Raw genomic sequence first — 24,737 nt, forward strand, 5'->3', positions numbered from 1 at the left:
ATAATGGCGTTCGTGGCGGAGCGCGGCGGATCAATGATCCGCCCTACGCGGAGTGGTCGGTCATGCGGTGGGGCCGGGCATGCGTCATTTGGCGCGGATGGCGGATTTGGGTCGGAAGGCTTTGCAGACCGCCGGATCGGTTTCCATGTAGGGGCCGCCGATCAGGTCCACGCAGTAGGGCACGGCGGCGAAGATGCCGCCTACCAGCTGCTTGCCGTCGGCATCCTTCAGGCCTTCCAGCGTTTCCTTGATGGCTTTCGGCTGGCCGGGAAGGTTCATGACCAGGGCCGCGTGATCGGAGGCTTCGCGGATTACGGCAGTCTGGCGCGACAGCACGGCGGTCGGCACGAAGTGCAGCGAAATGGCGCGCATCTGCTCGCCGAAGCCCGGCATTTCCTTGGTGCCGATGGCGACGGTCGCTTCAGGCGTCACGTCGCGGCGCGCGGGGCCGGTGCCGCCGGTGGTCAGCACCAGGTGGCAGCGCACGCTGTCCACCAGTTCGACCAGGGTGGCTTCGATCTGGGCACGTTCGTCCGGAATCAGGCGGGTTTCAACGCGGAAGGGCGTGGTCAGCGCGCTGCGCAGCCACTCTTCCAGCGCGGGAATGCCCTGGTCCTGGTAGACGCCGCCACTGGCGCGGTCGGAAACCGAGACCAGGCCGATCACCAGTTCCGCTTCACTCGTCATCTTCCTCGCCTTCCTCGTTTTCCGGCTCGGCTGCGGCAGCCGGGGCCTTGGACAGGTCCTTCAGGATCTGGAAGATCTCGCGGTAAGCCTTGGGCGGTTTGTTCTCGGCCTGCTCCTTGCGCGCATTGCGGATCAGGCCGCGCAGGTGCTGGGCGTCCAGGTCCGGGTGCTCAGCCAGCAGGGTGGTCAGGGCATTGTCGTCGGCCAGCAGCTTCTCGCGGCGGCGCTCCAGCGCGTGCAGGGCGGCCGTGTCGGCCTTGGAAGCGCCTTTCCAGCCCTCGATGGTGCGGCGGATGACGGCCACTTCCTCTTCCGTCAGGGTACGCATTTTCTTGCCCACGAACTGCAGCTGGCGGCGGCGGCCTTCGTGATTCTTGATGTTTTGACATTCCAGAATGGCATCGCGCACATCTTCCGGCATCGGCACGCGCTTGACGCGGTCGCGCGGCTGCTCAACCAGCTCGAGGCCGAGTTGCTGCAGCGCGTCAGACTGGCGCTTCATTTCGGTCTTGGAAGGGCGTTCGTATTCTTGTTCAAACTCGCTCGACTGGAAGCCGACGGAGCCGCGATTTGGATTTGGCATGGTGATGAGGGGCGCGCCGGTTAGGGCATGCCTGTAAAAACAGTAAACGGCTGCTATGATAACTGTTTTAACGCCCTGACCCCTAAAAACAACCCATGAGCGAATCCGCCTTCACCTACAGCCAGGACCAGTTGAAACAGCTTGCACGCGATGTTCTGGCATACGCGCGCGAGGCCGGCGGCACCGATGCCGCCGTTGAAATCAGCGAGGGCAGCGGCCTGTCGGTGTCGGTTCGAAAGAGCAAGATTGAAACGATCGAGCAGAACAAGGACAAGGGCATCGGCGTCACCGTCTTCGTCGGCAAGAAGCGCGGCAATGCCAGCACTTCCGACTTTTCCGCCAAGTCGCTGCGCGCGACGGTGGATGCTGCATACAATATTGCCCGTTTCACGGCGGAAGACCACTGCGCCGGCCTGGCCGACGAGGACATGCTGGAAAAGAACCCGCAGGACCTCAAGCTGTTTTATCCCTGGCAGATCAGCACCGAAGAAGCTGTTGCGCTGGCGCAGCGCGCCGAGCAGGCCGCTTTCGACGTCGACCCGCGCATCAGCAATAGCGAAGGCGCCGGTGTGCATGTGCAGCAATCGCATTTCGTGTCCGCCAATTCGCGCGGTTTCATCGGCGGCTACCCTTATTCGCGCCACACGCTGTCCGTAACCCCGATCGCGGGCAAGGGCGCCAGGATGCAGCGCGACGACTGGTACACCTCGGTGCGCGATCCGAAGAAGATGGCGTCGGCCGACGCGGTGGGGCGCTATGCCGCCGAGCGCGCGCTGGCCCGCCTGAACGCGCGCCAGCTGGAAACCCGCACCTGCCCGGTGCTGTTCGAAGCGCCACTGGCTGCCGGCCTGCTGGGCGCCTTCGTGCAGGCGACTTCCGGCGGTGCGCTGTATCGCAAGTCCACCTTCCTCCTCGATACCCTGGGCAAGAGCGTGTTCCCGTCCCATATCCAGGTCAAGGAAGACCCGCATGTGGTGGGCGGCATCGGTTCCGCGCCTTTCGATGAGGAAGGCGTGCGCACCTCCAAACGCGATGTGGTCAAGGACGGCGTGCTGCAGGGCTATTTCCTGTCCACCTATTCGGCGCGCAAGCTGGGCATGAAGACCACCGGCAATGCGGGCGGCTCGCACAACTTGTCCCTGACTTCGAAGCACACGAAGAAGGATGACGACTTCGCGGGCATGCTGCGCAAGATGGGCACCGGCCTGCTGGTGACCGAACTGATGGGCCAGGGCACCAACTACGTGACCGGCGACTACAGCCGCGGCGCCTCGGGCTACTGGGTCGAAAACGGGGTGATCCAATATCCGGTGGAAGAGATCACCATCGCCGGCAATATGAAGGAAATGTTACAGCAGATTATCGGCATCGGCACCGATGTCCTGGTGCGTGGCACCAAGCAGACGGGATCTATCCTGATTGAAAAAATGGTAGTTGCCGGAAACTAAATATTTCCATACACTCTCCTTAGAGCTGTAGCGTTTTCCGTGACGTAAAACACCTTTAAGGAGACAAGCACGTATGGAACGTCGTTCCTTCATCAAGAAGGCAGCAGCGGGCGCCGGTGCGGGCGTAATTGCCGCCCCGGCCCTGGCAGCAGAGCTGCCTGCCATCAACTGGCGCCTGGCGTCCAGCTTTCCGAAATCCCTGGATACCATCTTCGGCGCCGCCGATACTTTCACCAAACGTGTCTCCCAGCTGACTGGCGGTAAATTCAATATCCGCTCCTTTGCCGCCGGCGAAATCGTGCCCGGCCTGCAGGTGCTGGACGCGGTGTCCGCCGGGACGGTGGAATGCGGCCACAGCGCTTCGTACTACTACTATGGCAAGGACCCGACCTTCTCCTTCGACTGCGCCGTACCTTTCGGCCTGACCTCGCGCCAGCACACCGCCTGGTACGACCAGGGCGGCGGCCGCGAACTGCTGCGCGCCTTCTACAAGGACCACGGCATCATAAATTTCCTGGGCGGTAACTCGGGCACGCAGATGGGCGGCTGGTTCCGCAAGGAGATCAAGACCCTGGGCGACCTGAAGGGCACCAAGATGCGTATCGCGGGCTTCGCCGGCAAGGTCATGGAGCGCCTGGGCGCCGTGCCGCAGCAGCTGGCCGGCGGCGACATTTACCCGGCGCTGGAAAAAGGCACCATCGATGCGGCGGAATGGGTCGGTCCATACGACGACGAGAAGCTGGGCTTCTACAAGGTTGCGCCTTACTACTACTATCCGGGCTGGTGGGAGCCGGGTGCATCGTTCACTTTCTACGTCAGCATCAAGGAATGGGAAAAGCTGCCGAAGGAGTATCAGGCTGCGATCGAAGCTGCCACCTACGAAGCCCACGTGGTGATGCAGGCCGAATACGACTTCAAGAACCCGACTTCGCTGGGCCGCCTGATCAAGAACGGCGTGAAGCTGCGCAGCTATCCGACCGACATCATGGACGCCGCCTACAAGGCGTCGCACGAGCTGTATGCCGAGGAGTCCGCAAAGAACGCCAAGTTCGCCAAGATCTACGAGCCGTGGAAGCGCTTCCGCAACGACCAGAACCAGTGGGCGTCGGTGGCGGAATCGACGATGCAGAATTATTTGATCAAGGCCGGACGCGGCGGCAAGTAAACCGCGCGCCGTCCCCGCAAAGCCCGCCTCCCGGCGGGCTTTTTTATTGGTGCTTCACGGATTTCCGGGAAGGCCGGTCGTCCAATCAAGCGCAATATCGCCGCATTCCGCGCGGAACGGCAGATATCGGCAAGCAGCCATTCCTCGCTGCCGGGGAGACAGAGCCAGATGGCCTTCCACACGTTGCGATTGCCGCTGGCCTGCAGGTTGGCAAAGCGGGAAGTGACATCGCACCGTCCCAGAGGCTGCCGCTGGCTGCGCCTGGGTCGCCGGCGCCGGCCCCAGATAGTTAGGGATCGCCTCGCAAATGAAGGGCTCCAGTGCTAAAGAATCCGACCAGCATTGGCCGGTGAATTCGCCCAGGGATTCCAACAGGTCGCTGGGCACGCGGATCGAGTAGTGGAGCTTTGACATGATGGGTCTCCAAAAGTGCGTTTTTACTAAGCAGTACTACTTCCTTCTAAAACCTGCTAGAACGCCTTGGCTGTTACTAAAATTGCCCTTCAGAACGCGAATCGGTACTAAATGCGTGTGGCCTGTGTTCGTTGGAGTGGGCAGCGCGAATTAGTTCCCCTAATAGAGCAAACTCCGACAAAATAGCGACGACCCGCGCGAAGTAGTAAGGGATATCGCGTTTTAGTAAAAACCGAAAAATCAAGTCCCCCTCCCTATACACGCAATGCGGGCGTGGGTTGATGATGGGAGAGCCTGCAGGCGTTTCCCGGGCATCCGTGAAGAACCTTTTTGTATCCCAATGTACAGCGCGACATACGGCCGATACACGTGCGCGATTTAATTAGCGCATTAATCATTGGGAGAAAAATCATGATCTACACCGACCGCAAGATTCAATGCGAATGTGGCCATCTGCAGGGCGTGCTGTCCGGCGCCGCGAGCGGCGTGCGCCTGACCTGTTACTGCAAGGATTGCCAGGCCTACGCGCATGCCCTGAACAATGCCGACGAAGTGCTCGACAAGCTGGGCGGCACGAATGTCGTCACTACCCTGCAGCAGCACGTGCGGTTCACCAAGGGCACGGACAAGCTGGCCTGCCTGTCGCTGTCCGATAAAGGCTTGCTGCGCTGGTATGCCAGCTGCTGCAATACGCCGATCGGCAATACGGCGCGCGATCCGAAGATGTCCTTTGTAGCGCTGTCCCACAGCTGCCTGCGCGGCGCGATCGACAGCCACTTTGGCGGCGAAAGCGTGCATATCAACGTAAAATCAGCGAAAGCCAAGATCGCTTCGAGCGGCGCTGCCCAGTTCTTCGCCACCGCGCGCATCATCGGCGCCGTGCTGGGCGCGCGCGCCAACGGCAGCTGGAAGCACAGCGCCTTCTTCCGTCCCGGCACGCCAACGCCGGTCGCCAGGCCGCGTGTATTGAGCAGCGACGAACGTATCCGCTACACGCGCACCGCCGCGGCGATGTGATCGCGCAGCCATTGGTGGGCCGGGTCGCGGTGGCGCCGCTCGTGCCATAGCATCGTCATCTCGTAGCCGGGCACCGGCAACGGCGGCTCCATGATCTTCAGCGCCGCATTGCCGCGCACGATGCGCTCGGGGACCATGGCCACCATGTCCGTACCGGCGACGATGGCCAACATGGCAAGGAAGTGCGGTACCGAAAGCACCACGCGCCTGGACAGTCCGGCCGCTCCCAGCGTTTCATCGGTGATGCCCACAAACCCGCCGCCGTCCGGTGACACGATCACGTGTTCCAGCGCGCAGAATTGCGCCAGTGTAGGCCGGCGCTTCAGGTGCGGATGGCCGGCGCGCGCAGCCAGCACATAGCGCTCAACGAACAGGGGACGCGCGCGCAGGCCGGGCGGGGCAGCGTCCGTCGTGTGGAAGGCGAGGTCGATCTCGCCCTGTTCCGCCTGTCGTGGCATGCGCGGAGGCGAGGCTTCCAGCACCGCCAGCCGCGTGCCGGGCGCCAGCTTGCGCAAGCCGGCCAGTGCGGGCAGCAGGATGGCCGATTCGGCGTAATCGGTGGCGGCCACGTGCCAGGTATGTTCGGCGGCGGCGGGATCGAAAGGACTGGACGGAGCCACCGCCTGCGCCAGCCCCTCCAGCGCCTGCCGCAGGGGTTCGCGCAATTCCTCGGCGCGGGCTGTGGGGCGCATCCCGCGTGGGCCGGGCAGCAGCAGGGGATCGCCGAGGGCGTCCCGCAGCCGCGCAAGATGCACGCTTACCGCCGGCTGCGACAGGTGCATGCGCTGCGCCGCCCGGGTCACGTTCTGCTCCGCCAGCAGGGCGTCAAGCGTCAGCAGCAGGTTGAGGTCCAGCTTGCGTAAATTATCCATCGTAATACCTGCAATTTAAGGAATTCATTTCCAATATACCGCAGAGGACCTTACGATGCTTCGCATGAATACCTTACTTATCCATGCACATCCCGAGCCGCTGTCCCTGAACGGCTCCCTGAAAAACTTCATGGTCGGGCGCCTGCAGGCGGCCGGCCACACCGTGCAGGTGTCCGACCTGTACGCCATGGGCTGGAAGGCTGCCATCGATGCAGACGACAGTCTGGACGGCGCTGCCGGCGAGCGCTTCCTGCCGGACGCAGACTCGCGCCTGGCCTTCGCCAATGGCCGCCAGAGTGCGGACATCGCCGCCGAACAAGCAAAGCTGGAATGGGCGGACGCGGTGATCATCCAGTTTCCCCTGTGGTGGTTCTCCATGCCCGCCATTCTCAAAGGCTGGTTCGAGCGCGTGTACGCCAATGGCTTCGCTTATGGCGTGGGCGAACATTCGGACCACCACTGGGGCGACCGCTACGGCGAAGGCAGGCTGGCCGGCAAGCGCGCCATGCTGGTGGTGACCACCGGCGGCTGGGAATCGCACTACAGCCCGCGAGGCGTGAATGGCCCGATGGACGATATCCTTTTCCCCATCCACCACGGCATGCTGTGGTATCCCGGCTTCGATGTGCTGCCGCCTTTCGTCAGCTACCGCGTGAGCAGGATGGACGAGGTGCGCTTCGCCGCGACTTGCGCCGCGCTGGGCGAGCGTCTCGACACCTTGTTTGAGACGGCGCCGATCCCTTTCCGCCGCCAGAACGCGGGCGATTACGAGATTCCGTCGCTCACACTGAAACCGCACATTGCGCCGGGCGAGGAGGGCTTCGGCGTGCATCTGGCATGAGCAATCACGCGCGCAGGATCTTGGGGCGAATAGCTTGCCAGCACAACCGAGGTGGTGACCGCTCCGAAGCGGGCCAGCGCGTCGATGGCCGCTTCCAGCTGCGCCATCTCGGCGACGACGATACGGACCATGAAGCAGTCCTCGCCTGTGATGCGGTCGGCGGCGACGATTTCCGGCATGGCGGCAAACGCCTCCAGGCAGCGTTTGATTTCGGCATGCGTCGTACGCAGCCGCACCAGGGCAGAAATCGCCCGCCCCACCATGCCCGGATTGATGCGGGCGCCGTAACCTTCGATGACGCCTTGCTCCTCCAGGCGTTTGATGCGCGCGGTGACGGCCGGCTGCGACAAGCCGATCTGCTTGCCCAGTTCCGTATTGCTGATGCGCGCGTTCGCCTGCAGCGCTTCGAGGATGCGCCAGTCCAGGCGATCGAGATTTGGATTCATTTGCAACTCATGCTGATTTCAGTGAAATTCAACGCATATTGCCATGAATTCATTTGTTTCTGCATGGCTTCAGCCGCCAGCCAGCCTTACACTGCAGGCATGGACAAACTTATCTTGATTGTGCCCGGCATCGGGAATTCCGGCCCTTCGCACTGGCAAAGCCTGTGGCAGGCGGCCCGCCCGGACTGGCGGCGCCTGTCGGTGCCGGATTGGGAGCGCGTCGCATGCGCTGACTGGGTGGCGGCCATCGATAGCCAGGTGGCAGGCCCGGACACCGTGATCGTGGCCCATAGCCTGGGCTGTCTGGCCGTCGCGCACTGGGCGGCGGGGCGGCGCGCCGCGATCGCCGGTGCGCTGCTGGTGGCCGTGCCGGACCCGCATGGCGCAGCATTCCCATCCGCGGCAACAGGCTTCGCGCCGCTGCCCGCAGCGCGCCTGCCATTCCCGACCATCATCGCTGCCAGCAGCAACGACCCCTATGGCAGCGCGGCGCATGCCCGCGCCTGTGCCGCGGCCTGGGGCAGCGAATTAGTCCAGATGGGCGCGCATGGCCACCTTAATGCTGCAAGCAATCTTGGCGACTGGCCTGAGGGGATGCGCTTGCTGGAGCGGCTTGCAGCCGGCCGGGATGCAGCCGCCACGCCATATTGACCAGTGTGGCGATCGACCGGGCATGCATCTTTCGCATGACCTGTCCGCGATGCAGCTTCACTGTGACCTCACTGATGCCCAGTTCGCTGCTCACCTGCTTGCTCAGAAGACCGGACACCACCAGCGCCATGACCTGGCGTTCGCGTGGCGTGAGCGAGGCGTAGCGTCCCTGCAATGCGCTCACCTCCGCCCCCGCGCTTAGTGCCGCGCTGCTGCGGCCGATGGCTTCCCTGATCGCCTGCAGCAGGGCCTCGTCGTCGCACGGCTTGGTGAAGAAATCCGCGGCGCCGGCTTTCATGGCGCCTACCGTCGTCGGTATATCGTGGCGGCCGGTCAGGAAGATGATCGGCATATCGGGACGGTCGGCGGCGATGAGCTTTTGCAGGTCGAGGCCACAGAGATCCGGAAGACCCACATCCAGCACCAGGCAGTTTGGCCGCAGGGCGTGTGGATGCCTGAGAAAATCCTGGGCGGAGGTGAACAGTTCTACGTCAAAACCGGCGAAGCCGATCAGCCCCGCCAACGATTCGCGGACGGAGACATCGTCATCGACGATGAAGACGACCGGCCCGCGGTTCAGTGCATTTTCCATCTGGATCCCTCCTCCCGGCTGCAATTCCAGCACAAGCTTAGAACGACTTCCCACGGCTATCCATAGTACAAAGGTATCGCCGATACTTTAGTAGGAGGCGCGGCGCGCAGCCGGCCCGCCATCGCGACCAGGTCGGCGAGCGAGCCGGCATGCATTTTTCGCATGACCTTGCCGCGATGGGTCTTCACGGTGACCTCGCTGATCCCCAGTTCTCCACCCACCTGCTTGTTCAGCAGCCCGGAGACCACCAGTTCCATGACATCGCGTTCGCGCTGGCTGAGCGATGCATAACGCTCCTGCAGCGCCTTCACTTCAGTCCCGGCATGCACGGTGCGGCGGCTGCGCTCGATAGCCTGGTGGATCGCTTCCAGCAAGACGGTATCGTCGAAGGGCTTGGTGAGAAAGTCCGCCGCGCCTGCTTTCATGGCGCGCACCGTGGTCGGAATATCGCCGCAGCCGGTGATGAAGATGATGGGCGTGTCGCTGCGCTCGGCGGCAATCAGATGCTGCAGCTCCAGGCCGTTCAGGCCGGGAAGGTCAACGTCGAGCACCAGGCAGTTGGGCACCGTGGCGCGCGGGTGGCCGAGAAACTCCTGTGCGGAAGTGAAGGCCAGCGCGTTAAAGCCCGCAAAACTAATCATTGCTTCGAGCGACTCACGCACCGAAATGTCATCGTCGACAATGCAGACGACCGGCGTAACTTGTGTCGGCCCGGCCATTACGAGCTCACCGTATTGCAGGGGATGGAAAACGAGAATGTGGCGCCGAAATCCTGATTGGCGCTGGCCCACAGGCGGCCGCCGTGGCTATCGATGATGTTGCGGCTCACGGACAGGCCGATGCCCATGCCATCTCCTTTGGTGGTGTAGAAGGCGTCGAAAAGCTGGCCGGCTTTTTGCGGATCGAAGCCGGTGCCGGAATCCGCAACGGCCAGCTGCACATGGTCGCCCTCATCGACTTCCTGGCGCTCGATCATGACCAGTACTTCGCGCGCCCGGTTTTCGACACCTTCCATCGCTTCCATCGCGTTGAGCAGCAGGTTGAGTACCACTTGCTGGAGTTGCACCCTGTCTCCTGCGACAGCGGGCAGTCCATCGGCAACCCTCAGACGCGGCACAATGCGCCGCTTGCGCATTTCCCCGCGCAGCAGTTCGATCACTTCGCCGCAGGCTTCAGCCAGGTCGATGGCGGCTGTGGTGACGGCCTTTTTCTGGAACAGTGCGCGCAGGCGTGTCATTACCTCCGATGCACGGCGGCCATCACGGATCGTGCGCCGCACGGTCTCGATGGCGGATTCGATCCTGGGGGGATCCGCGCTGAGCATGCGCAGGCCTGTGGCGGCGTTGGTCATGATGCCGGCCAGCGGCTGGTTGATTTCGTGGGCAATCGACGCGGTCAGCGCACCCAGGCTATTGACCCTGCTCAGATGCGCCAGGTCTGCGCGCAGCGAACTGAGTGCCTCTTCGGCATGGCGGCGCTGGGTCACGTCCTGCACGGCGCCAATGTAGCCGCGCACGCCGAGCGGGCACAGGGCGGCATGCGCCCGCAGTGATACGTATTTGATCGTGCCGTCCGGAAGAAGCAGGCGATGGTCGCATTCCAGGTCCTTTCCTGCATTGGCCTGTTCGATCAGTTCATTCATCAGGTGGAGATCGCCAGGGTGGATGCGTTCCGCGATCTTGTCCATCGAGATTGGCGTTCCGGGCGCGATCCCAAAGATCGCGTAAAGCTGGTCCGACCATCTGTATTCCTCGCGCTCGGGGCGCCAGAAAAATCCCCCTGTCTGGGTGAGCTGCTCCACCTGGGCCATCAGCGCAGCGCCCTGATGCAGGCGCGCGTTGGTCCGCTCGCGTGCCGTCACATCACGCGTGACTGCCAGCTGCACGGTGGATCCGTCGCTGTTGCGCAATGGGGCTGCATGGGTTTCGAGGTGCCGGCGCGCGCCTTGCTGGTTGATGATGTCGAAGTTCAGATGGCCCTTGCTGCCGGAGCAGATGTTCCGGTTGAAGGCGATATAGCGCTCGCGGTGCTCGGGCACGACGAAGTCGTAGAAGGACTTTCCGAGCAGCGCTTCGGAAGATGCGACGCCGCCAATCTCGGCGCCGACCGAGTTGACGCGCAGGATGGCGCCGTCGCGGTCGATCACTTTCACGGATTCCGGCGTTGTCTCCACAATCGCGCGGAAGCTCTCTTCGCTGCGTTTCAGGGCCTGGTCGCTTTGGGCGCGGCCGATGGCGACACTGGCGATGCGAACGACATGCCCAATGAGCTCCTGGTGAAATGGCGTGGGGTCGCCGGGCACGGTCCGGTAGATGGTGACCGTGCCCTGGGTTTCATATGTGCGCGAGACAATCGGTGTGGCCCAGCATGAACGCAGGCCGTGCGCCAGGGTCTGCTCGTGCCAGGCGTGCGTCCAGCGCGAGTCGGAAGCGATATCCGGAACCAGGATTTGTTCCTGGAAGAAGGCGGCGGCGCCACACGGCCCGGTCTTGTCGCTGACAGGGCAACCCTTTAATGGATAGGTATAGCTGGCCCCGAGACTTGGGTTGCCCACCCAGCGGAAGCTCATGTCTTCCGTATCGAGCAGGGATATGCTGCAGAGACAATCGCTGGCAATTTCTTCGGCCAGCTTGCACAGGCTCTCCAGGACGGCAAACAAGGGCTGCCCCATGGCGACCATCTCAAGCAGGCGTTTTTCGCCGGCAAGCAGCGCCTCGGCCCGCTTGTGGTCGTCGATGTCCGTCTGCAGGAAGTACCAGAGCGCTATGCGGCCTTCGTTGTCCCGCAACGGAAAGCCCTGCACGCGAAACCAGCGATAAACACCGTCGGCGCGGCGGTGGCGGGACTCGAAGTCGTAGGGCTGGCCGCTTGCGATGGCGGCATAAAAGCGGGCGACTGTGGCCGGCTTATCGTCCGGGTGAGTAAAGTCCTTGCTCTCCCATTGCTTCAGTTGTTCGACCGTCGCGCCCGAATATTCCAGCGTGTAGCGGTTCGCATGCAATACCTTCCCTTCCGGCGAGAACAGGATCACGCGCGTCGGCAAACCATCCACAATCAGCCGGAAGCGCTCCTCGTGTGCGCGCACGGCAGCTTGCGACTGCTTCCAGTCCTCGATGTCCGAATTGATGCCGCACCACTTGACGACTTTGCCGCCGGCATCGGTGATCGGGCTGGCGCGGCACAGGAACCAGCGATACTCGCCATCCGAACGCCGCATGCGCGCTTCAATCTCGCACGCCGCACCGGAATCGACGACAGCGCGCCATTGCTGCAGCGCCATGGGCAGATCGTCAGGGTGGATCGCCGCTTGCCAGCCTCCCCCTGCTGCCTGTTCCACAGTCATCCCCGTAAATTCGCACCAGCGCTGGTTGACGAACTCGATGTGGCCGTCCGGCAGTGCGGTCCATACGAGACCCGGGAGTGCATCCACGGTACGACTGAGCTCATTGTCCATCGCAGGTCCTGCTAGTTTCGTGATGAAACCCACTATAGTCGATGAAGTTGCATCACGCAACTCGGCTTGCTAAGATGGTCATATGTACAGAAAAACATTTGAGGGCATGAACTGCTCCATCGCACGAGCGCTCGACCAGGTTGGCGAGTGGTGGAGCCTGCTCATCGTTCGCGAGTGCTCGCTGGGTACGTCCCGCTTCGATGACTTCCAGCGGCGCCTGGGTATTGCGCGCAATGTGCTGACGGTGCGGCTGAACAGCCTTGTGGAGCACGGCGTGCTCGAAAAGAAGCCGGTCGAGGGCAGCGAGCGGCTCTTCGAATACCGGCTGACGGAGAAGGGTGAAGCGCTCTATCCGGTGCTCATCGCCTTGATGCAGTGGGGCGACCAATGGTCCGGGCATGCGGCGCCCGTGCAGGTGGTCGAGCATCGCAGCGGCAAGCCGGTCGATCCTGTCGGGCTGCGCATCGGGGCGCGTGTGTTGACGCGCCACGATGTGCGGCTTGAGCCCGGCCCCGGAGCGTCGCGGGAAACGATTGCTGCCGTTAATGCACGCAACCGGCTCGTCTTCGGCGAAGAGTAGCCGGCTACCCACTCTTTACGCCGTGGTGACGCTGATAGCGACGTCGATGTTGCCGCGGACAGCTTTCGAATACGGGCAAATCTGGTCAGCCGCATGGGCGACAGTGAGGGCTGCGTCCTGGCTCAGGCCGGGCAGGTTCACGATCAGGCGGGCGCCGAGGAAGTAAGCATCGCCTGTCTGGCCCAGGTCGACCTCGATGTCGACCGACGTGTCGGCAGGCAGGGTGACCTTGTTCTGCGCGGCGGCCAGAGTCAGGGCCAGCGTGTAGCACGAGGACCATGCACCGGCAAACAGTTGCTCGGCAGACGGGTGGGCGACGATGTTGTCGAAGCTGATGTCGCGGCCGCCTGCTGCGGAGAGCTTGAGGTTCACATTGCTATGCACGCTGCTGGGAGTCACTGCGGTGGTGTGGGTTTTGCCGGTGGCCAGTACTTTTTCGATTTTGCTCATGATTTAATCCTATCGGTTACGTTTATGTAGTGCGCTATTAGACGGCTGCGGAAACGGTCACATCGATGTTGCCGCGTACTGCTTTCGAGTATGGGCAAATCTGGTCGGCCGCGTGGGCGAGGGCAGTGGCCACTTCCTGGTCCAGGCCTGGGGCGTTCACCGTCAGGCGCGCTTGCAGGAAATACTCGCTGCCCGGTCTGGCCCAGATCCACTTCGATGTCGACCGAGGTGCTTGCGGGCAGGGTAACCTTGCGCTCCGCCGCGGCAAGGCTCAGGGCCAGGGTGTAGCAGGACGACCAGGCGCCGGCGAACAGCTGTTCGGCGGTCGGATGGGCTGCGATATTGTCAAAGCTGATGTTTTTGCCGCCGGTGGCGCTCAGTTGCAGGTTGACGTTGCTGTGTGCGCTGCCCGGAGTCACTGCGGTGGTGTGGGTTTTGCCGGTGACCAGTACTTTTTCGATTTTGCTCATGATGTGATTTCCTTAGGTTGGTTTGATTCGCATGCGCTTAGATCGCATCCGATGTATGTATCTTCGTTGATGGACCATGCGAAGTCAAGCGCTTTTTTTGTGGCACACTCACGGCATGAGAGAATCAATGAAACTGACCAGTGTCATAGTTTTCGCACTCGCCGCTGGCGCAGCGGCCGCTCAGTCCGGCCCGCCGCCGACTGCCGCCCAGCGCGAGCACTTCAAGGCTTGCGTGGACGAGGAGGAAAGCCTGCAGGCGCAGCGCCTGTCGCTGATACGCCGTCACGACGAGCACAAGCTGGCGCTGAAAAGCGCGCAGGATGAGATCGCCGCGCATATGAAGTCCGCTTCCGGGGTAAACAAGGATGATGCCGCCGCGGTGGCCGCCTTCAACGCCCGCCAGGGCGAACTCGATGGGCGCGGCGCGGACTTGAACGCGCAGGGCGATCAGCTCAACCGCGAGCAGCTGCGCTTCAATGCCCGCATTGCCGATGCGAACAAGCGCTGCAATGGCATGATCTTTTCGCACAAGGAGCGCGACGCGATCCGCCGCGAGAACGCCGGCGGCGGCAAGTAGAACTAGGCTGCGGAGCAGGCTGGACACGCAATGCGCACGAGCCTACCATGGGCACATGAACATCAAGCGACAATCGGAGCTGTTCCCCGATCTCGGCGACGACCACGGTCACGGCCCCGTCCAGCACCAGCACAAGCAGCCCGGCCAGCCCGGTTACCCGCAAGCCCGCGCACTCGACAAGCTGCGTCGCCAGCAAGTGTCGCGCGTGCGCAAGCTCGGGAAAAAATAAGGCGGCTCAGCGCAGCTCAACCATACGCGCCTGCGGATCGGCGCGCAGGAAACGTTCGACCGCGTCCACGGTTATCGTATCGATCTCGCCGGCCATGCGCTGGCCGAAGGGATGATCGTCAAAGGCCACGTTGGCGCGGAACATGCGCGCGCCAAGGCGAGTGGCGGCGTCGACATGCACGCGTCCCGGTACAAAGCCCGCCTGGCGCAGCCAGCGCTGCGCATCTTCACGCGTTTCGACTTCGCCCGGCGCCGAGGCGGCAGCCAGCAGCTCCAGCAGCCACTGGTTGGAATTCTGGTAGCGCGTGGAGAAGGCGTAGGCCAACATGTTGTAGCGGGGCGTGTGCAATTGCAGCGGCTTGCGGGAAGCCAGCAGCTGCGCCAGTTGCTGCTGCGCCGGCGCCGGCGGATAAATGATCTCGGCCGAGAATTGATAGAGGTCCGTCAGGAAGAAACTGCCCAGGCCATCGTTGTACAGCGCGGATCGCGCCGAGCCGCATTCGTTCAGCAGATGCACGACGACCCAGCGCCCGGCAGGATGGTCGCGCCAGGCAAGCCCCGCATGGGAGTAGCGCACGCCATAGCGGGAGAGGTTCTGCCCGGCGCGGGCGATGATGGCGACCTGGGCGCCGCTGTTATCGAGTTCTTTCTGGCTGCGTTCCGCGAGGTCCAGCGACTTGCGGACTTCATCGACGGTGAGCGGCTTGTCCTCGCACTGCTGGCCCGCGTGCACGGCGGCCGAGCAGGCGAGCAGGAGGGCCAGGAGCAGGCGGCGCATCAGCTCACCTTGCTGTGGTGGAGCAGGGCCTTGCCCGCCTCGTTGGGGATGAAGGCCAGCACCTTGCCGGAGGCGACCAGCGCGTGGCCGGCGGACATCGCGACCACGCTGACCGTGGCGCCTGCTGCCAGCGACAGGCCCTCCGCTGCGGCGCCGCTGAAGCGCAGCGTGGCGCTGCTGGCGTCGGAAGCGCCCTTGAGCACGACTTCGACGCCGTCGCCGACTTTCTCCACGCTTTCCACGACCACGCTGCCCGCGACGGCAACGGTAAGGATGGAGCCTGCGATCACGCTGGCGGAGAGTTCGCCGGGACCGTGGATGGAGCCGGTTGAGCTGTCGCGCGCCTGTCCGGTAGCGCAGGCAAGGGCGAGCAGGGTTGCGAGGAGGACGTGTTTCATGTGAGGCTCCTTATGGGTGAGCCTTCATCATTGTGCGGCCCGGCAGATGTTGCAATGTTTGAAATCACCGTCTCGGTGGCAGGCGCTGCTGGTATCATCTTTCGATACTATTTGCCAGGGAGTGAGGAATGTCCAGTGTGGCGCGACTTGTCGATGCCCTGAAGCGGCAGCTGAAGGCAAAGGGGATTACGTATGCGGAACTGGGGCGGCAGATCGGCCTGTCCGAACCAAGCATCAAGCGCATGTTCGCTTCGCGCAATTTCACGCTGGACCGGCTGGAGCAGATGCTGAATGTGCTGGAGCTGGACCTGGCGGCGCTGGCGCAGGCAGCGTCCGATGCGCCGCAGCTGATTTCACGCCTCTCCTACGCGCAGGAGGAGGAAATCATCGGCGACGTGAAGCTGCTGTTCGTGGCCGTGCTGGCGCTGAATCAGGTGCCGGTGGAGGAGATTGTCTCCGGCTACCGGATCACCGCCGCCGAAGCGACCGCCTGCCTGCTCAAGCTGGATAGGATAGGCTTCCTGATCCTCAAGCCGAACAACAAGATCAAACTGCTGGTGTCGCGCACCTTCAGCTGGCTGCCGGACGGGCCGATCCAGTCGTGGTTCCGCAATGAGGCGTATGGGGATTATTTCGATAGCCGCTTCGATGGGCGGCACGAGATCATGCGGCTGGTGAGCGTGATGCTGTCCGAGTCGTCCTGCCGCGCCTTGCAGGAGCGGCTGCAGCAGGTGGCGGATGAGTTCTCGCTGCAGCATCAGGACGATGCGCGTTTGCCGTTTGACCAGCGGCGGTCGGTAACGTTCATGATGGCCGCGCGGCCGTGGATGCCGCGGGCGTTTCAGGCGTTGCAGCGGTAAGGTTTGGCGCCGCGGACGGCGCATGCACGGCGGATCGAATGATCCGCCCTACGCATCACGGATATTTTGGTTTTTCCCGGGCACACCCACTGGCGCGTAGGGCGGATCATTGATCCGCCGTGCATGATCAGCCGCGCAGCGAGCGGAGGACTGGCTGCAAAATCGCCGCGCCCAATTTCGCGCTGCGTGCGCCGTTCCAGCCATTCACCTCATCCGGATCATTGGCGTTGTCCTTGAACGGCATCTCCAAAGTCAGCGACAGGCACCCGAACAAATGGGTGATATGCGGCGACCCCATGGTCAGCACTTCCGGCGTATAAGGCGACTCGCCATAGCCGTGTTCCGACTGGAAGTCCGGCGACGCGATCTTGAAGTCCTCGATGAACTTCTCCTGCGCGGCCTTCTGCTCCTTGCTAAAGGTTGGCAGCGCATCGCTGCCGGCCACGAAGACGTAAGGCAGGCCCTCGTCGCCGTGGATGTCCAGGAACATATCGCAGCCGGTTTCCTGCATCTTCTGCTTGACCAGGTAGACCTCGGGGCTGAGCGCCATCGAAGGCTCGTTCCACTCGCGGTTCAGGTTCGCGCCGGCAGCGTTGGTGCGCAGATTGCCGCGCACGGAGCCGTCCGGATTCATGTTCGGCACGATGTAGAAGCAGGCTTCCTTCAGGCACTGGCTGGCGAAGGGATCGGCCGGGTCCAGCAGGGCTTCGACCATGCCTTCCACGAACCACTCGGCCATCGTTTCGCCCGGATGCTGGCGCGCGATGACCCAGACCTTCTTCTCGGCTTCCTGGTCGCCGATGATCAGCATGTTCAGGTCGCGGCCATCGACGGTGCTGCCGAGGTCCACCAGCTGGGTCAGCGGGGACAGCTGGGCGCTATCCAGCAGGGCCAGGTGACGCTCCCACGAATACGGTTCGAAGTAGGCGTAGTAGACGCTGTCGTGTTCCGGCGCGTGCTCGATGGTCATCACTTCGCCATCGAAGCTGGTCGGCACGCGGAACCAGGTATCGCGGTCGTAGGATGCCACGGCCTGATAGTCCTTCCAGCCATCCGGATAGGCGGCCTTGGAGGCGTTCAGGAAGCGGATCGCCAGCGGCACGGCCTGCGCGCCCTGCACGCGGAAGTAGAACCACTGGGTGATGTCGGCGGCGGAATCCTTGCGGATATTGAGGTCGATATCGCCAGCGGAGGTAACGCTGACCACATCGATGGCGCCAGCGTCGAACTGGCTGCTGATCTTGATAGACATTGTGTGTCCTGTTGGAAAATAACGCGCCGTTGCGCGGAGCCCGACATGATACTCCTTTCTAAAGCTACAATGTTTGCCAAAATCATCATAAGGAGAACGCTCCCATGGAACGTCGCAGCTTCCTGAAGAACACTGCCGCTGCAGCGGGCATTGGCGCACTGGCGGCGCCGGCCCTGGCCCAAGGCACCGTCAACTGGCGCATGGCCTCCAGCTTCCCCAAGACGCTGGACGCCATCTACGGCCCGGCCGAGCAATTCATCAAGCGCATCTCCCAGCTGACCGGCGGGCGTTTCGTGATCCGCCAGTACGCGGCGGGCGAGGTCGTGCCGGGGCTGCAAGTGATGGATGCGGTGCAGGCGGGCACGGTGGAAATCGGCCATACCCCGGCCTACTACTACTTCGGCAAGGATCCAACGTTTGCCTTCGATTGCGCGGTGCCGTTCGGGCTCACGTCGCGCCAGCAGACTGCGTGGATGGAAGCGGGCGGCGGGCGCGAACTGCTGCGCGAGTTCTACAAGGGTTACGGCATCATCAACTTCATGGGCGGGAATACGGGCACGCAAATGGGCGGCTGGTATCGCAAGGAGATCAAGACCGTGGCCGACATGAAGGGCCTGAAAATGCGCGTGGCCGGTTTTGCCGGGCGCGTGATGGAGCGCATGGGCGTGGTGCCGCAGCAGATTCCAGCGGCGGACGTGTATGGCGCGCTGGAAAAGGGCTCGATCGATGCGGCCGAATGGGTTGGTCCCTACGACGACGAAAAGCTCGGGCTGGCCAAGGTGGCGCCGCATTACTACTACCCGGGCTGGTGGGAAGCGGGGCCGCAGCTGTCGTTCTACGTGGGCATCGCCGCGTGGGAAAAGCTGCCGAAAGAGTTCCAGGCAGCGCTGGAAGTGGCCGCCTACGAATGCCACGTGGCGATGCAGGCCGAGTATGACGCCAAGAACCCGGCTGCGCTGGGGCGCCTGATCAAGAACGGCGCCAAGCTGCACGCCTTCTCCAAAGAAATCATGGACGCCGCCTACAAGGAATCGACGGCCGTGATGGAAGAAGAGTCCGCGAAAAATCCCAAGTTCCGCAAGATCTACGACCCCTGGCGCAAATTCCGTAACGACCAGAACCAATGGGCCTCGGTCGCCGAGGCCACCATGCAAACCTACCTCATCGCCGCCACCCGCCGCTAACTTGGGGTCAGGCACGAAATGTTACATGAGCCCGCTTCGCGAAGCGGGCTCATGTAACATTTCGTGCCTGACCCCAAAAATCAGCGGAGGCCGGTGAAGCGGTCGTAGAAGGCGGCAGCGGCGGTAGGGGCGTCGGGGTCTTCGCGGCGCAGGGTGGCGAGGATGTGTTGCTCGGCCGGTTCCCAAGTCACGCGGTAGAGCTCGCGGGCGAGTTCGTAGGCGGCGGCGCCGGGCCAGGGCGTGGGCAGCAGCTCGACCGGGAGCTGGGGGTCGTGCAGCTGTACGCGGCGGTAGGCGTGGATCACCAGAGTGCGGACGACGAAGGCTTGCTCAGGCGCGATCGGTTCCGGGGCGCTGCGCAGCTCTTCCAGCAGCGGCGTGAAGCGGGCGACGAATTTTGTATAGCCTTCGATGACGTCGGATAAATCCCAGCCTTCCGCAACCAGATCGGCCAAGGGCTTGCCACGCACGCCCGGCAACTCGCTGACCTGGCACACATATACTTTATTCAGCATGCCCATGCGCTGCAGCAGAGCTTCCAGTGCTTCGGCATCGCCGGCGGGGTGGCAGGCGATGCCCGGGGCGATCACGCTGTAGCCTTCCCACAACAACTCCTTGCGCATCGACGCTCGTTCGGCCGCATCCAGCCCATTCGTGCCGAGCACCAGCGTCCAGTTGCCGGACCAGTGCGTCGTCAGCGGCGAATAAACGCGGCGGTAGGCGCGGGCCAGGCGGCGCTGGGCGTCGGGCATGATGGAGTAATTGCTGCGGCGGCCGTCGCGCTGCGAGCCCAGCCAGCCCTCCTGGGCCAGGCGGAAGACGGAAGTCCTGAGCAGCCTGTCATTCACACCGAAGGGCGCCAGCATCTCGATCAGGCTGCCCAGCCACACCATGCCGCCGTGCGGCACTACCGAATCGCCGAAGATCGTCATCACCAGCGATTTGGACCGCGGCGGCTCTTCAGAGAGGAAAGCCGCAATCCAGTCATTGATTTTCTGATTATTTTGCATAGACCTGAGTTTATACACTGTCGATGATCTAGATACGGGATTTTTATATGATTCAAAAAAAGAGTATGCAAACGTGATTCTGTATCGTATGATGAAGTCATACCGTTAGGAGACCCCAGACATGTACGCACAAATGGTGGAAACCGGACTGAAAAATGTCCGCACACTGGACGACATGAGCGCCGAAGAGCGTGCCTTCCAGGACCGTATCGACGCCGGCATCAAGATTGAGCCCAAGGATTGGATGCCTGAGGCATATCGGAAAACCCTGATCCGCCAGATCTCCCAGCACGCCCACTCCGAAATCGTCGGCCAGCTGCCGGAAGGCAACTGGGTGACCCGCGCCCCGACCCTGAAACGCAAGTCCATCCTGCTGGCCAAGATCCAGGATGAAGCCGGTCACGGCCTCTATCTCTACAGCGCCGCCGAAACGCTGGGCGTGTCGCGCGACGAGTTGCTGCAGGCCCTGCACAGCGGCAAGGCCAAGTATTCGTCCATCTTCAATTACCCAACGCTGAGCTGGGCCGACATGGGCGCCATCGGCTGGCTGGTGGACGGCTCGGCCATCATCAACCAGATCCCGCTGTGCCGCTGCTCCTACGGCCCGTATTCGCGCGCCATGATCCGCGTCTGCAAGGAGGAATCCTTCCATGCGCGCCAGGGCTACGACATCATGATGTCCCTGGCCAAGGGGACTCCGGAACAGAAGGCGATGGCGCAGGATGCGCTGAACCGCTGGTGGTGGCCGTCGCTGATGATGTTCGGACCGTCCGATGCGGATTCGGTGAATTCGGCGCAGTCTTCCAAGTGGCGCATCAAGCTGTTTTCGAACGATGAACTGCGCCAACGCATGGTGGACCAGACCGTTCCCCAGGCAGAGTACCTGGGGCTGACGATTCCGGACCCGGACCTGAAATGGAACGAGGAACGCGGCTCCTATGACTTCGGCGAGATCGACTGGTCGGAGTTCCATGAAGTGCTGAAGGGGAATGGGCCCTGCAACCGCGAGCGCCTGCGCACCCGCGTGAAGGCATACGACGATGGCGAATGGTTCCGCGATGCGCTGGTGGCTTACGCGGACAAGCACAGTAAAGAACAGGCTGCGGCTTAGAACCCACGGCAAATGCTGGTGGCAGCCACGTCGTGGCAGCCACCTTTGCACGCGGCAGATGAGAGGTGGCTGCCACATCGTGGCTGCCACCAGGGTCACCCGCTTTTGAATAAAGGAGACGATATGAGCAAAGAATGGCCACTGTGGGAAGTATTCATCCGCAGCCAGCACGGCCTGGCCCACAAGCATGTGGGCAGCCTGCACGCGCCGGACGCGGAGATGGCAATCAATAACGCCCGCGATGTGTACACCCGCCGCAATGAGGGCGTGAGCATCTGGGTGGTGCGCGCCGCGGACATCGTGGCCAGCGCGCCGGCCGACAAGGGCCCGCTGTTCGAGCCGTCCAACAGCAAGGTCTATCGCCATCCGACTTTCTTCCCGATGCCGGAAGAAGTGAAGAACCTGTAAGGCCGCAGCCATGGACAACAAGGTTACCTATCTGCTGCGCCTGGGCGACAACGCCATGGTGCTGAGCCAGCGCCTGGCCGAATTGTGCGGCAAAGGTCCCGCACTGGAAGAGGACATGGCGCTGTCCAATGTCTCGCTGGACCTGCTGGGCCAGACCCGCATGTGGTACAGCTATGCCTCCGAACTGGAAGGCGCGGGCCGCGATGAGGACAAGATGGCCTTCCTGCGCGATGCGCACGACTACAAGAACGTGCTGCTGGTCGAGCAGCCGAACGGCAATTACGGTTTCACGATGATGCGCCAGTTCTTCTTCGACACCTGGCATTACTTCCTGATTGGCGCGCTGACCAAATCGTCCGACCCACGCATTGCGGAGATTGCGGAAAAATCGCTGAAGGAAGTGACCTACCACCTGCGCCGCAGCGGCGACCTGGTGGTGCGCTTGGGCGACGGCACGGAATTGAGCCACAAGTATATGCAGGCCGCGGCCGACGAACTGTGGATGTACACGGGCGAAGTCTTCAACTATGACGCAGTCGATGAAGCGATGGTTGCTGCCGGCGTGGCGCCGCCGGCCGCGATGTTGCGCGAGCAGTGGCTGGCCCACGTGTCCGACATCTTCGGCGAAGCCACGCTGACCATGCCGCCGGCCGACGCCTGGATGCAGAAGGGCGGCAAGCAAGGCCGCCACAGCGAGCACCTGGGCTACCTGCTGGCCGAGATGCAGTTCCTGCAGCGAGCCTATCCCGGCGCGGAGTGGTAATGGACGCCTCGCACGTTTGGTCCCTGCTGGCCGGCGTTTCCGATCCTGAAATCCCGGTGATTTCGGTGGTGGATCTCGGCATCGTGCGCGATGTGCAGGTGACCGGTCCTTCGGCCTGCGCGGTCACCATCACGCCGACGTATTCCGGCTGCCCGGCGATGCAGGTGATTGCCGACGATATCCAGCACGCGCTGCACGACGCGGGCATCCGCCAGGTGGACATCATCACGCGCCTGTCGCCGGCGTGGACCACCGACTGGATGAGCGATGCGGGAAAGGCCCGCCTCAAGGGCTACGGCATCGCGCCGCCGGCGCAGCGCGTGATCGACATCAGCGGGCTGCGTCGGGGCGGGGCGAGTGCGCCGGCCGATCCGCTGCGGGCGGGCGTGGCGCGCGGCGCGGTGCCGGCGCCGAAGGTCGTCTGCCCCCACTGCGGCTCCGCCCACACCGAAGTCACCAGCCAGTTCGGTTCCACGCCGTGCAAGGCGCTGTACAAGTGCCTGGACTGCAAAGAGCCTTTCGACTACTTCAAGTGCCACTGACATCATGAGCAAATTCTATCCGCTGTCCGTCTCGAAAGTGCAGCAGGAGACGCGTGACTGCATCGCCGTCACCTTCGCCGTGCCTGCCGAACTGCAGGAAAGCTTCAAGTACCAGCAAGGCCAGCACCTCACGCTGCGCACGCATATCGACGATGAGGACGTGCGCCGTTCCTACTCGATCTGCTCCGCCGTGCAGGACGGCAGCCTGCGCGTGGCCATCAAGCGTACCCCGGGCGGCACGTTCTCGTGCTGGGCCAACGATGCGTTGAAGCCCGGCGCCACCATCGAGGTTATGCCGCCGATGGGCCACTTCAACGTGCCGCTGGATGCGCAGAGCCATCGCAACTACATGGCCTTCGCGGCAGGCAGCGGCATCACGCCCATCCTGTCCATCATCAAGACCACGCTGCAGGCCGAGCCGCACAGCAGCTTCACCCTGTTCTACGGGAACCGCGCGTCGTCCTCCGTGATTTTCAAGAATGAGCTGATGGAGTTGAAGGATACTTACCTGGAACGCCTGAACATCGTCTACGTGATGAGCCGCGAGCAGCAGGACATCGAGTTGTTCAACGGCCGCATCACCAAGGAAAAGACCGAACAGTTCCTGCAGCACTGGGTCGATATCAAGGACTACGACGTGGCATTCATCTGCGGTCCCGAGGACATGATGCATGGCGTGTCGGCTGCGCTGCAGGAAGCGGGCATGCCGAAGTCGAATATCAAGATCGAGCTGTTTGCGGCCAGCATTCCTAAGCACCAGCACAAGCCGCGTGGGCAGGCTTCATCGGCGCCGCACCTGACCGAGGTCACCGTAATCATGGATGGCAGCGCGGCGACCTTCACGATGGAGAAGGACAAGGAGTCCATCCTGGACGCAGGCCTGCGCGCGGGACTGGATATGCGCTACTCCTGCAAGGGCGGCGTATGCTCGACGTGCCGCTGCAAGGTGCTGGAGGGGAAGGTGGATATGGACGTGAATTATGCGCTGGAGGATTATGAGATTGCGCGCGGCTTTGTGCTGAGCTGCCAGAGCTTCCCGACTACCGATACGGTGGTTGTGGACTACGATCAGGCTGAATAAAACCCACGGCCTAAAACAGGTGTCTGCCACATCGTGGCAGACACCAGGTTCAAGCCTTGGGTTCTAAAAAGGAGACAAGCAGTGAGCTACGAAAATATCCTGTTTGAGATCAAAGACGGCGTGGCACAGCTGACGCTGAACCGCCCCGATAAGCTGAACAGCTTCACGCAGGCGATGCACCTCGAAGTGCGCGAGGCACTGTCGCAGGTACGCACCGACAAATCCGTGCGCGTGCTGCTGCTGACGGGCGCAGGCCGCGGATTCTGCGCCGGCCAGGACCTGGGCGACCGCGCTGTCGCCCCCGGCGGCCAGGCTGTGGACCTGGGCGAGTCGGTCGAAAAATTCTATGCGCCGCTGGTGCTGGCGCTGCGCGAGCTGCCGATGCCGGTAATCTGCGCCGTGAACGGCGTGGCCGCCGGCGCCGGCGCCAACCTGGCGCTGGCTTGCGACATCGTGCTGGCTGCGAAGTCCGCCAGCTTCATCGAAGCCTTCTGCAAACTGGGCCTGATCCCGGACACCGGCGGCACCTGGCATCTGCCACGCCTGATCGGCCACGCCCGCGCAACGGGCCTTGCGATGCTGGGCGAGAAACTGTCCGCTGAACGCGCCGAGCAGTGGGGCCTGATCTGGAAGGCCGTGCCGGATGAAGAACTGATGTCGGAAGCGCTGGCCATGGCGAAGCACTTTGCCACCGCACCGACCAAGGGCCTGGCGTTCACCAAGCACGCGCTGCAGGAAAGCTGGCACAACACCCTGGCCGACCAGCTCAAGCTCGAAGGCGAAATGATGCGCGAGCTGGGCTACAGCCACGATTACCGCGAAGGCGTGGATGCCTTCATGGCCAAACGCAGCCCCAACTTCAAAGGAGAGTGAAC

Annotated in this window: 29 protein-coding genes and 1 pseudogene; 16 read left to right on the top strand and 14 right to left on the bottom strand. The window is 62.8% G+C overall.

What is annotated here, in order from left to right:
* Positions 1-84: 84 nt before the first annotated feature.
* Positions 85-687 carry a molybdopterin adenylyltransferase gene (gene mog, locus ACHMW6_RS02635; RefSeq protein ID WP_395405321.1) on the bottom strand — a complete coding sequence of 201 codons (603 nt, stop codon included), beginning with the start codon at positions 685-687 and terminating at the stop codon, positions 85-87.
* Entirely contained in the window at positions 677-1,270 is a 594-nt protein-coding gene (yjgA, locus tag ACHMW6_RS02640) for a ribosome biogenesis factor YjgA (protein WP_395405323.1), read from the bottom strand. Before yjgA ends, mog begins: the two co-directional genes overlap by 11 nt.
* 95 nt (positions 1,271-1,365) lie before the next feature.
* Here yjgA and pmbA point away from each other — a divergent pair, with 95 nt between their 5' ends.
* Positions 1,366-2,718 carry a metalloprotease PmbA gene (pmbA, locus tag ACHMW6_RS02645; RefSeq protein ID WP_395405325.1) on the top strand — a complete coding sequence of 451 codons (1,353 nt, stop codon included), beginning with the start codon at positions 1,366-1,368 and terminating at the stop codon, positions 2,716-2,718.
* A gap of 73 nt (positions 2,719-2,791) precedes the next feature.
* Positions 2,792-3,883 carry a TRAP transporter substrate-binding protein gene (locus ACHMW6_RS02650; RefSeq protein WP_395405327.1) on the top strand — a complete coding sequence of 364 codons (1,092 nt, stop codon included), beginning with the start codon at positions 2,792-2,794 and terminating at the stop codon, positions 3,881-3,883.
* A gap of 54 nt (positions 3,884-3,937) precedes the next feature.
* Here the strand turns inward: ACHMW6_RS02650 and ACHMW6_RS02655 are convergent, their stop codons facing one another.
* Positions 3,938-4,297, bottom strand: a complete 360-nt coding sequence (locus tag ACHMW6_RS02655; protein WP_395405329.1) for a hypothetical protein — start codon at positions 4,295-4,297, stop codon at positions 3,938-3,940.
* Between the two features lie 411 nt (positions 4,298-4,708).
* On the opposite strand from ACHMW6_RS02655, the gene ACHMW6_RS02660 reads away from it, so the two are divergent.
* Entirely contained in the window at positions 4,709-5,314 is a 606-nt protein-coding gene (locus tag ACHMW6_RS02660; protein WP_395405331.1) for a DUF6151 family protein, read from the top strand.
* Here the strand turns inward: ACHMW6_RS02660 and ACHMW6_RS02665 are convergent.
* Positions 5,287-6,186, bottom strand: a complete 900-nt coding sequence (locus tag ACHMW6_RS02665) for a LysR family transcriptional regulator (RefSeq protein WP_395405333.1) — start codon at positions 6,184-6,186, stop codon at positions 5,287-5,289. The genes ACHMW6_RS02660 and ACHMW6_RS02665 overlap by 28 nt on opposite strands.
* A gap of 64 nt (positions 6,187-6,250) precedes the next feature.
* Between ACHMW6_RS02665 and ACHMW6_RS02670 the strand changes: the two genes are divergently transcribed.
* Positions 6,251-7,027, top strand: coding sequence for an NAD(P)H-dependent oxidoreductase (locus ACHMW6_RS02670; RefSeq protein ID WP_395405335.1), 777 nt, complete (start codon positions 6,251-6,253; stop codon positions 7,025-7,027).
* Here ACHMW6_RS02670 and ACHMW6_RS02675 read toward each other — a convergent pair.
* Positions 6,952-7,473, bottom strand: coding sequence for an Lrp/AsnC family transcriptional regulator (locus ACHMW6_RS02675; protein WP_395405337.1), 522 nt, complete (start codon positions 7,471-7,473; stop codon positions 6,952-6,954). The genes ACHMW6_RS02670 and ACHMW6_RS02675 overlap by 76 nt on opposite strands.
* Positions 7,474-7,572: 99 nt before the next feature.
* Between ACHMW6_RS02675 and ACHMW6_RS02680 the strand changes: the two genes are divergently transcribed.
* On the top strand, positions 7,573-8,124 hold the full coding sequence (locus ACHMW6_RS02680) for an RBBP9/YdeN family alpha/beta hydrolase (RefSeq protein ID WP_395405339.1): 552 nt from the start codon (positions 7,573-7,575) through the stop codon (positions 8,122-8,124).
* Here the strand turns inward: ACHMW6_RS02680 and ACHMW6_RS02685 are convergent.
* Genes ACHMW6_RS02685 through ACHMW6_RS02695 form a run of 3 tightly spaced genes read right to left on the bottom strand, consistent with a single transcriptional unit; the run spans position 8,030 to position 12,170 of the window.
* Positions 8,030-8,716: a response regulator transcription factor gene (locus ACHMW6_RS02685; protein ID WP_395405341.1), complete on the bottom strand. Its 687-nt coding sequence runs from the start codon at positions 8,714-8,716 to the stop codon at positions 8,030-8,032. The genes ACHMW6_RS02680 and ACHMW6_RS02685 overlap by 95 nt on opposite strands.
* A 56-nt stretch (positions 8,717-8,772) precedes the next feature.
* Positions 8,773-9,435, bottom strand: coding sequence for a response regulator transcription factor (locus ACHMW6_RS02690; RefSeq protein WP_395405343.1), 663 nt, complete (start codon positions 9,433-9,435; stop codon positions 8,773-8,775).
* On the bottom strand, positions 9,435-12,170 hold the full coding sequence (locus tag ACHMW6_RS02695) for a PAS domain S-box protein (RefSeq protein ID WP_395405345.1): 2,736 nt from the start codon (positions 12,168-12,170) through the stop codon (positions 9,435-9,437). Before ACHMW6_RS02695 ends, ACHMW6_RS02690 begins: the two co-directional genes overlap by 1 nt.
* Before the next feature lie 82 nt (positions 12,171-12,252).
* Between ACHMW6_RS02695 and ACHMW6_RS02700 the strand changes: the two genes are divergently transcribed.
* Positions 12,253-12,750 carry a winged helix-turn-helix transcriptional regulator gene (locus ACHMW6_RS02700; protein WP_395405347.1) on the top strand — a complete coding sequence of 166 codons (498 nt, stop codon included), beginning with the start codon at positions 12,253-12,255 and terminating at the stop codon, positions 12,748-12,750.
* Positions 12,751-12,765: 15 nt separating this feature from the next.
* Here the strand turns inward: ACHMW6_RS02700 and ACHMW6_RS02705 are convergent, their stop codons facing one another.
* Together ACHMW6_RS02705 and ACHMW6_RS02710 are read right to left on the bottom strand one after the other, a co-directional pair.
* Positions 12,766-13,200, bottom strand: a complete 435-nt coding sequence (locus ACHMW6_RS02705) for an Ohr family peroxiredoxin (RefSeq protein WP_395405349.1) — start codon at positions 13,198-13,200, stop codon at positions 12,766-12,768.
* Positions 13,201-13,237: 37 nt separating this feature from the next.
* A pseudogene (locus ACHMW6_RS02710) lies at positions 13,238-13,670 on the bottom strand (Ohr family peroxiredoxin).
* Positions 13,671-13,797: 127 nt separating this feature from the next.
* Between ACHMW6_RS02710 and ACHMW6_RS02715 the strand changes: the two are divergent.
* Entirely contained in the window at positions 13,798-14,247 is a 450-nt protein-coding gene (locus tag ACHMW6_RS02715) for a hypothetical protein (RefSeq protein ID WP_395405351.1), read from the top strand.
* 55 nt (positions 14,248-14,302) lie between these two features.
* A complete protein-coding gene (locus ACHMW6_RS02720) occupies positions 14,303-14,476 on the top strand; it encodes a hypothetical protein (RefSeq protein ID WP_395405353.1) in 174 nt (57 codons plus the stop codon).
* Positions 14,477-14,482: 6 nt separating this feature from the next.
* Here ACHMW6_RS02720 and ACHMW6_RS02725 read toward each other — a convergent pair whose 3' ends face one another.
* Positions 14,483-15,253, bottom strand: coding sequence for a DUF2145 domain-containing protein (locus tag ACHMW6_RS02725; RefSeq protein WP_395405355.1), 771 nt, complete (start codon positions 15,251-15,253; stop codon positions 14,483-14,485).
* Positions 15,253-15,651: a hypothetical protein gene (locus ACHMW6_RS02730; protein WP_395405357.1), complete on the bottom strand. Its 399-nt coding sequence runs from the start codon at positions 15,649-15,651 to the stop codon at positions 15,253-15,255. Before ACHMW6_RS02730 ends, ACHMW6_RS02725 begins: the two co-directional genes overlap by 1 nt.
* A 128-nt stretch (positions 15,652-15,779) precedes the next feature.
* On the opposite strand from ACHMW6_RS02730, the gene ACHMW6_RS02735 reads away from it, so the two are divergent.
* On the top strand, positions 15,780-16,511 hold the full coding sequence (locus tag ACHMW6_RS02735) for a helix-turn-helix domain-containing protein (RefSeq protein WP_395405359.1): 732 nt from the start codon (positions 15,780-15,782) through the stop codon (positions 16,509-16,511).
* A 127-nt stretch (positions 16,512-16,638) separates the two neighbouring features.
* On the opposite strand, the gene ACHMW6_RS02740 is transcribed toward ACHMW6_RS02735, so the two are convergent.
* Positions 16,639-17,763 carry a M14-type cytosolic carboxypeptidase gene (locus ACHMW6_RS02740; protein ID WP_395405361.1) on the bottom strand — a complete coding sequence of 375 codons (1,125 nt, stop codon included), beginning with the start codon at positions 17,761-17,763 and terminating at the stop codon, positions 16,639-16,641.
* A 104-nt stretch (positions 17,764-17,867) separates the two neighbouring features.
* Between ACHMW6_RS02740 and ACHMW6_RS02745 the strand changes: the two genes are divergently transcribed.
* Positions 17,868-18,947, top strand: coding sequence for a TRAP transporter substrate-binding protein (locus ACHMW6_RS02745; protein ID WP_395405363.1), 1,080 nt, complete (start codon positions 17,868-17,870; stop codon positions 18,945-18,947).
* Between the two features lie 80 nt (positions 18,948-19,027).
* Here ACHMW6_RS02745 and paaX read toward each other — a convergent pair whose 3' ends face one another.
* Positions 19,028-19,957: a phenylacetic acid degradation operon negative regulatory protein PaaX gene (gene paaX, locus ACHMW6_RS02750; protein ID WP_395405365.1), complete on the bottom strand. Its 930-nt coding sequence runs from the start codon at positions 19,955-19,957 to the stop codon at positions 19,028-19,030.
* Between the two features lie 121 nt (positions 19,958-20,078).
* Here paaX and paaA point away from each other — a divergent pair, with 121 nt between their 5' ends.
* The 6 genes from paaA (at position 20,079) to paaG (ending at position 24,735) form a co-directional block, all read left to right on the top strand.
* A complete protein-coding gene (paaA, locus tag ACHMW6_RS02755; protein ID WP_395405367.1) occupies positions 20,079-21,068 on the top strand; it encodes a 1,2-phenylacetyl-CoA epoxidase subunit PaaA in 990 nt (329 codons plus the stop codon).
* A gap of 123 nt (positions 21,069-21,191) precedes the next feature.
* The gene (gene paaB, locus ACHMW6_RS02760; protein WP_055929062.1) at positions 21,192-21,476 is read left to right on the top strand and encodes a 1,2-phenylacetyl-CoA epoxidase subunit PaaB; all 285 of its coding nucleotides are present in this window, start codon (positions 21,192-21,194) and stop codon (positions 21,474-21,476) included.
* A gap of 10 nt (positions 21,477-21,486) precedes the next feature.
* The gene (gene paaC / locus ACHMW6_RS02765; RefSeq protein WP_395405370.1) at positions 21,487-22,239 is read left to right on the top strand and encodes a 1,2-phenylacetyl-CoA epoxidase subunit PaaC; all 753 of its coding nucleotides are present in this window, start codon (positions 21,487-21,489) and stop codon (positions 22,237-22,239) included.
* Positions 22,239-22,781 (top strand): 1,2-phenylacetyl-CoA epoxidase subunit PaaD, encoded by a 543-nt coding sequence (paaD, locus tag ACHMW6_RS02770; protein WP_395405372.1) that lies wholly within the window; start codon positions 22,239-22,241, stop codon positions 22,779-22,781. Before paaC ends, paaD begins: the two co-directional genes overlap by 1 nt.
* Before the next feature lie 4 nt (positions 22,782-22,785).
* Complete coding sequence (gene paaE / locus ACHMW6_RS02775; RefSeq protein ID WP_395405374.1) at positions 22,786-23,862, top strand: 1,2-phenylacetyl-CoA epoxidase subunit PaaE; 1,077 nt, start codon at positions 22,786-22,788, stop codon at positions 23,860-23,862.
* A gap of 81 nt (positions 23,863-23,943) precedes the next feature.
* Positions 23,944-24,735, top strand: a complete 792-nt coding sequence (paaG, locus tag ACHMW6_RS02780) for a 2-(1,2-epoxy-1,2-dihydrophenyl)acetyl-CoA isomerase PaaG (RefSeq protein ID WP_395405376.1) — start codon at positions 23,944-23,946, stop codon at positions 24,733-24,735.
* Positions 24,736-24,737 lie beyond the last annotated feature (2 nt).

This window comes from Pseudoduganella sp. UC29_106 (assembly GCF_044055365.1).
In the GTDB taxonomy this organism is placed as follows: domain Bacteria; phylum Pseudomonadota; class Gammaproteobacteria; order Burkholderiales; family Burkholderiaceae_D; genus Rugamonas.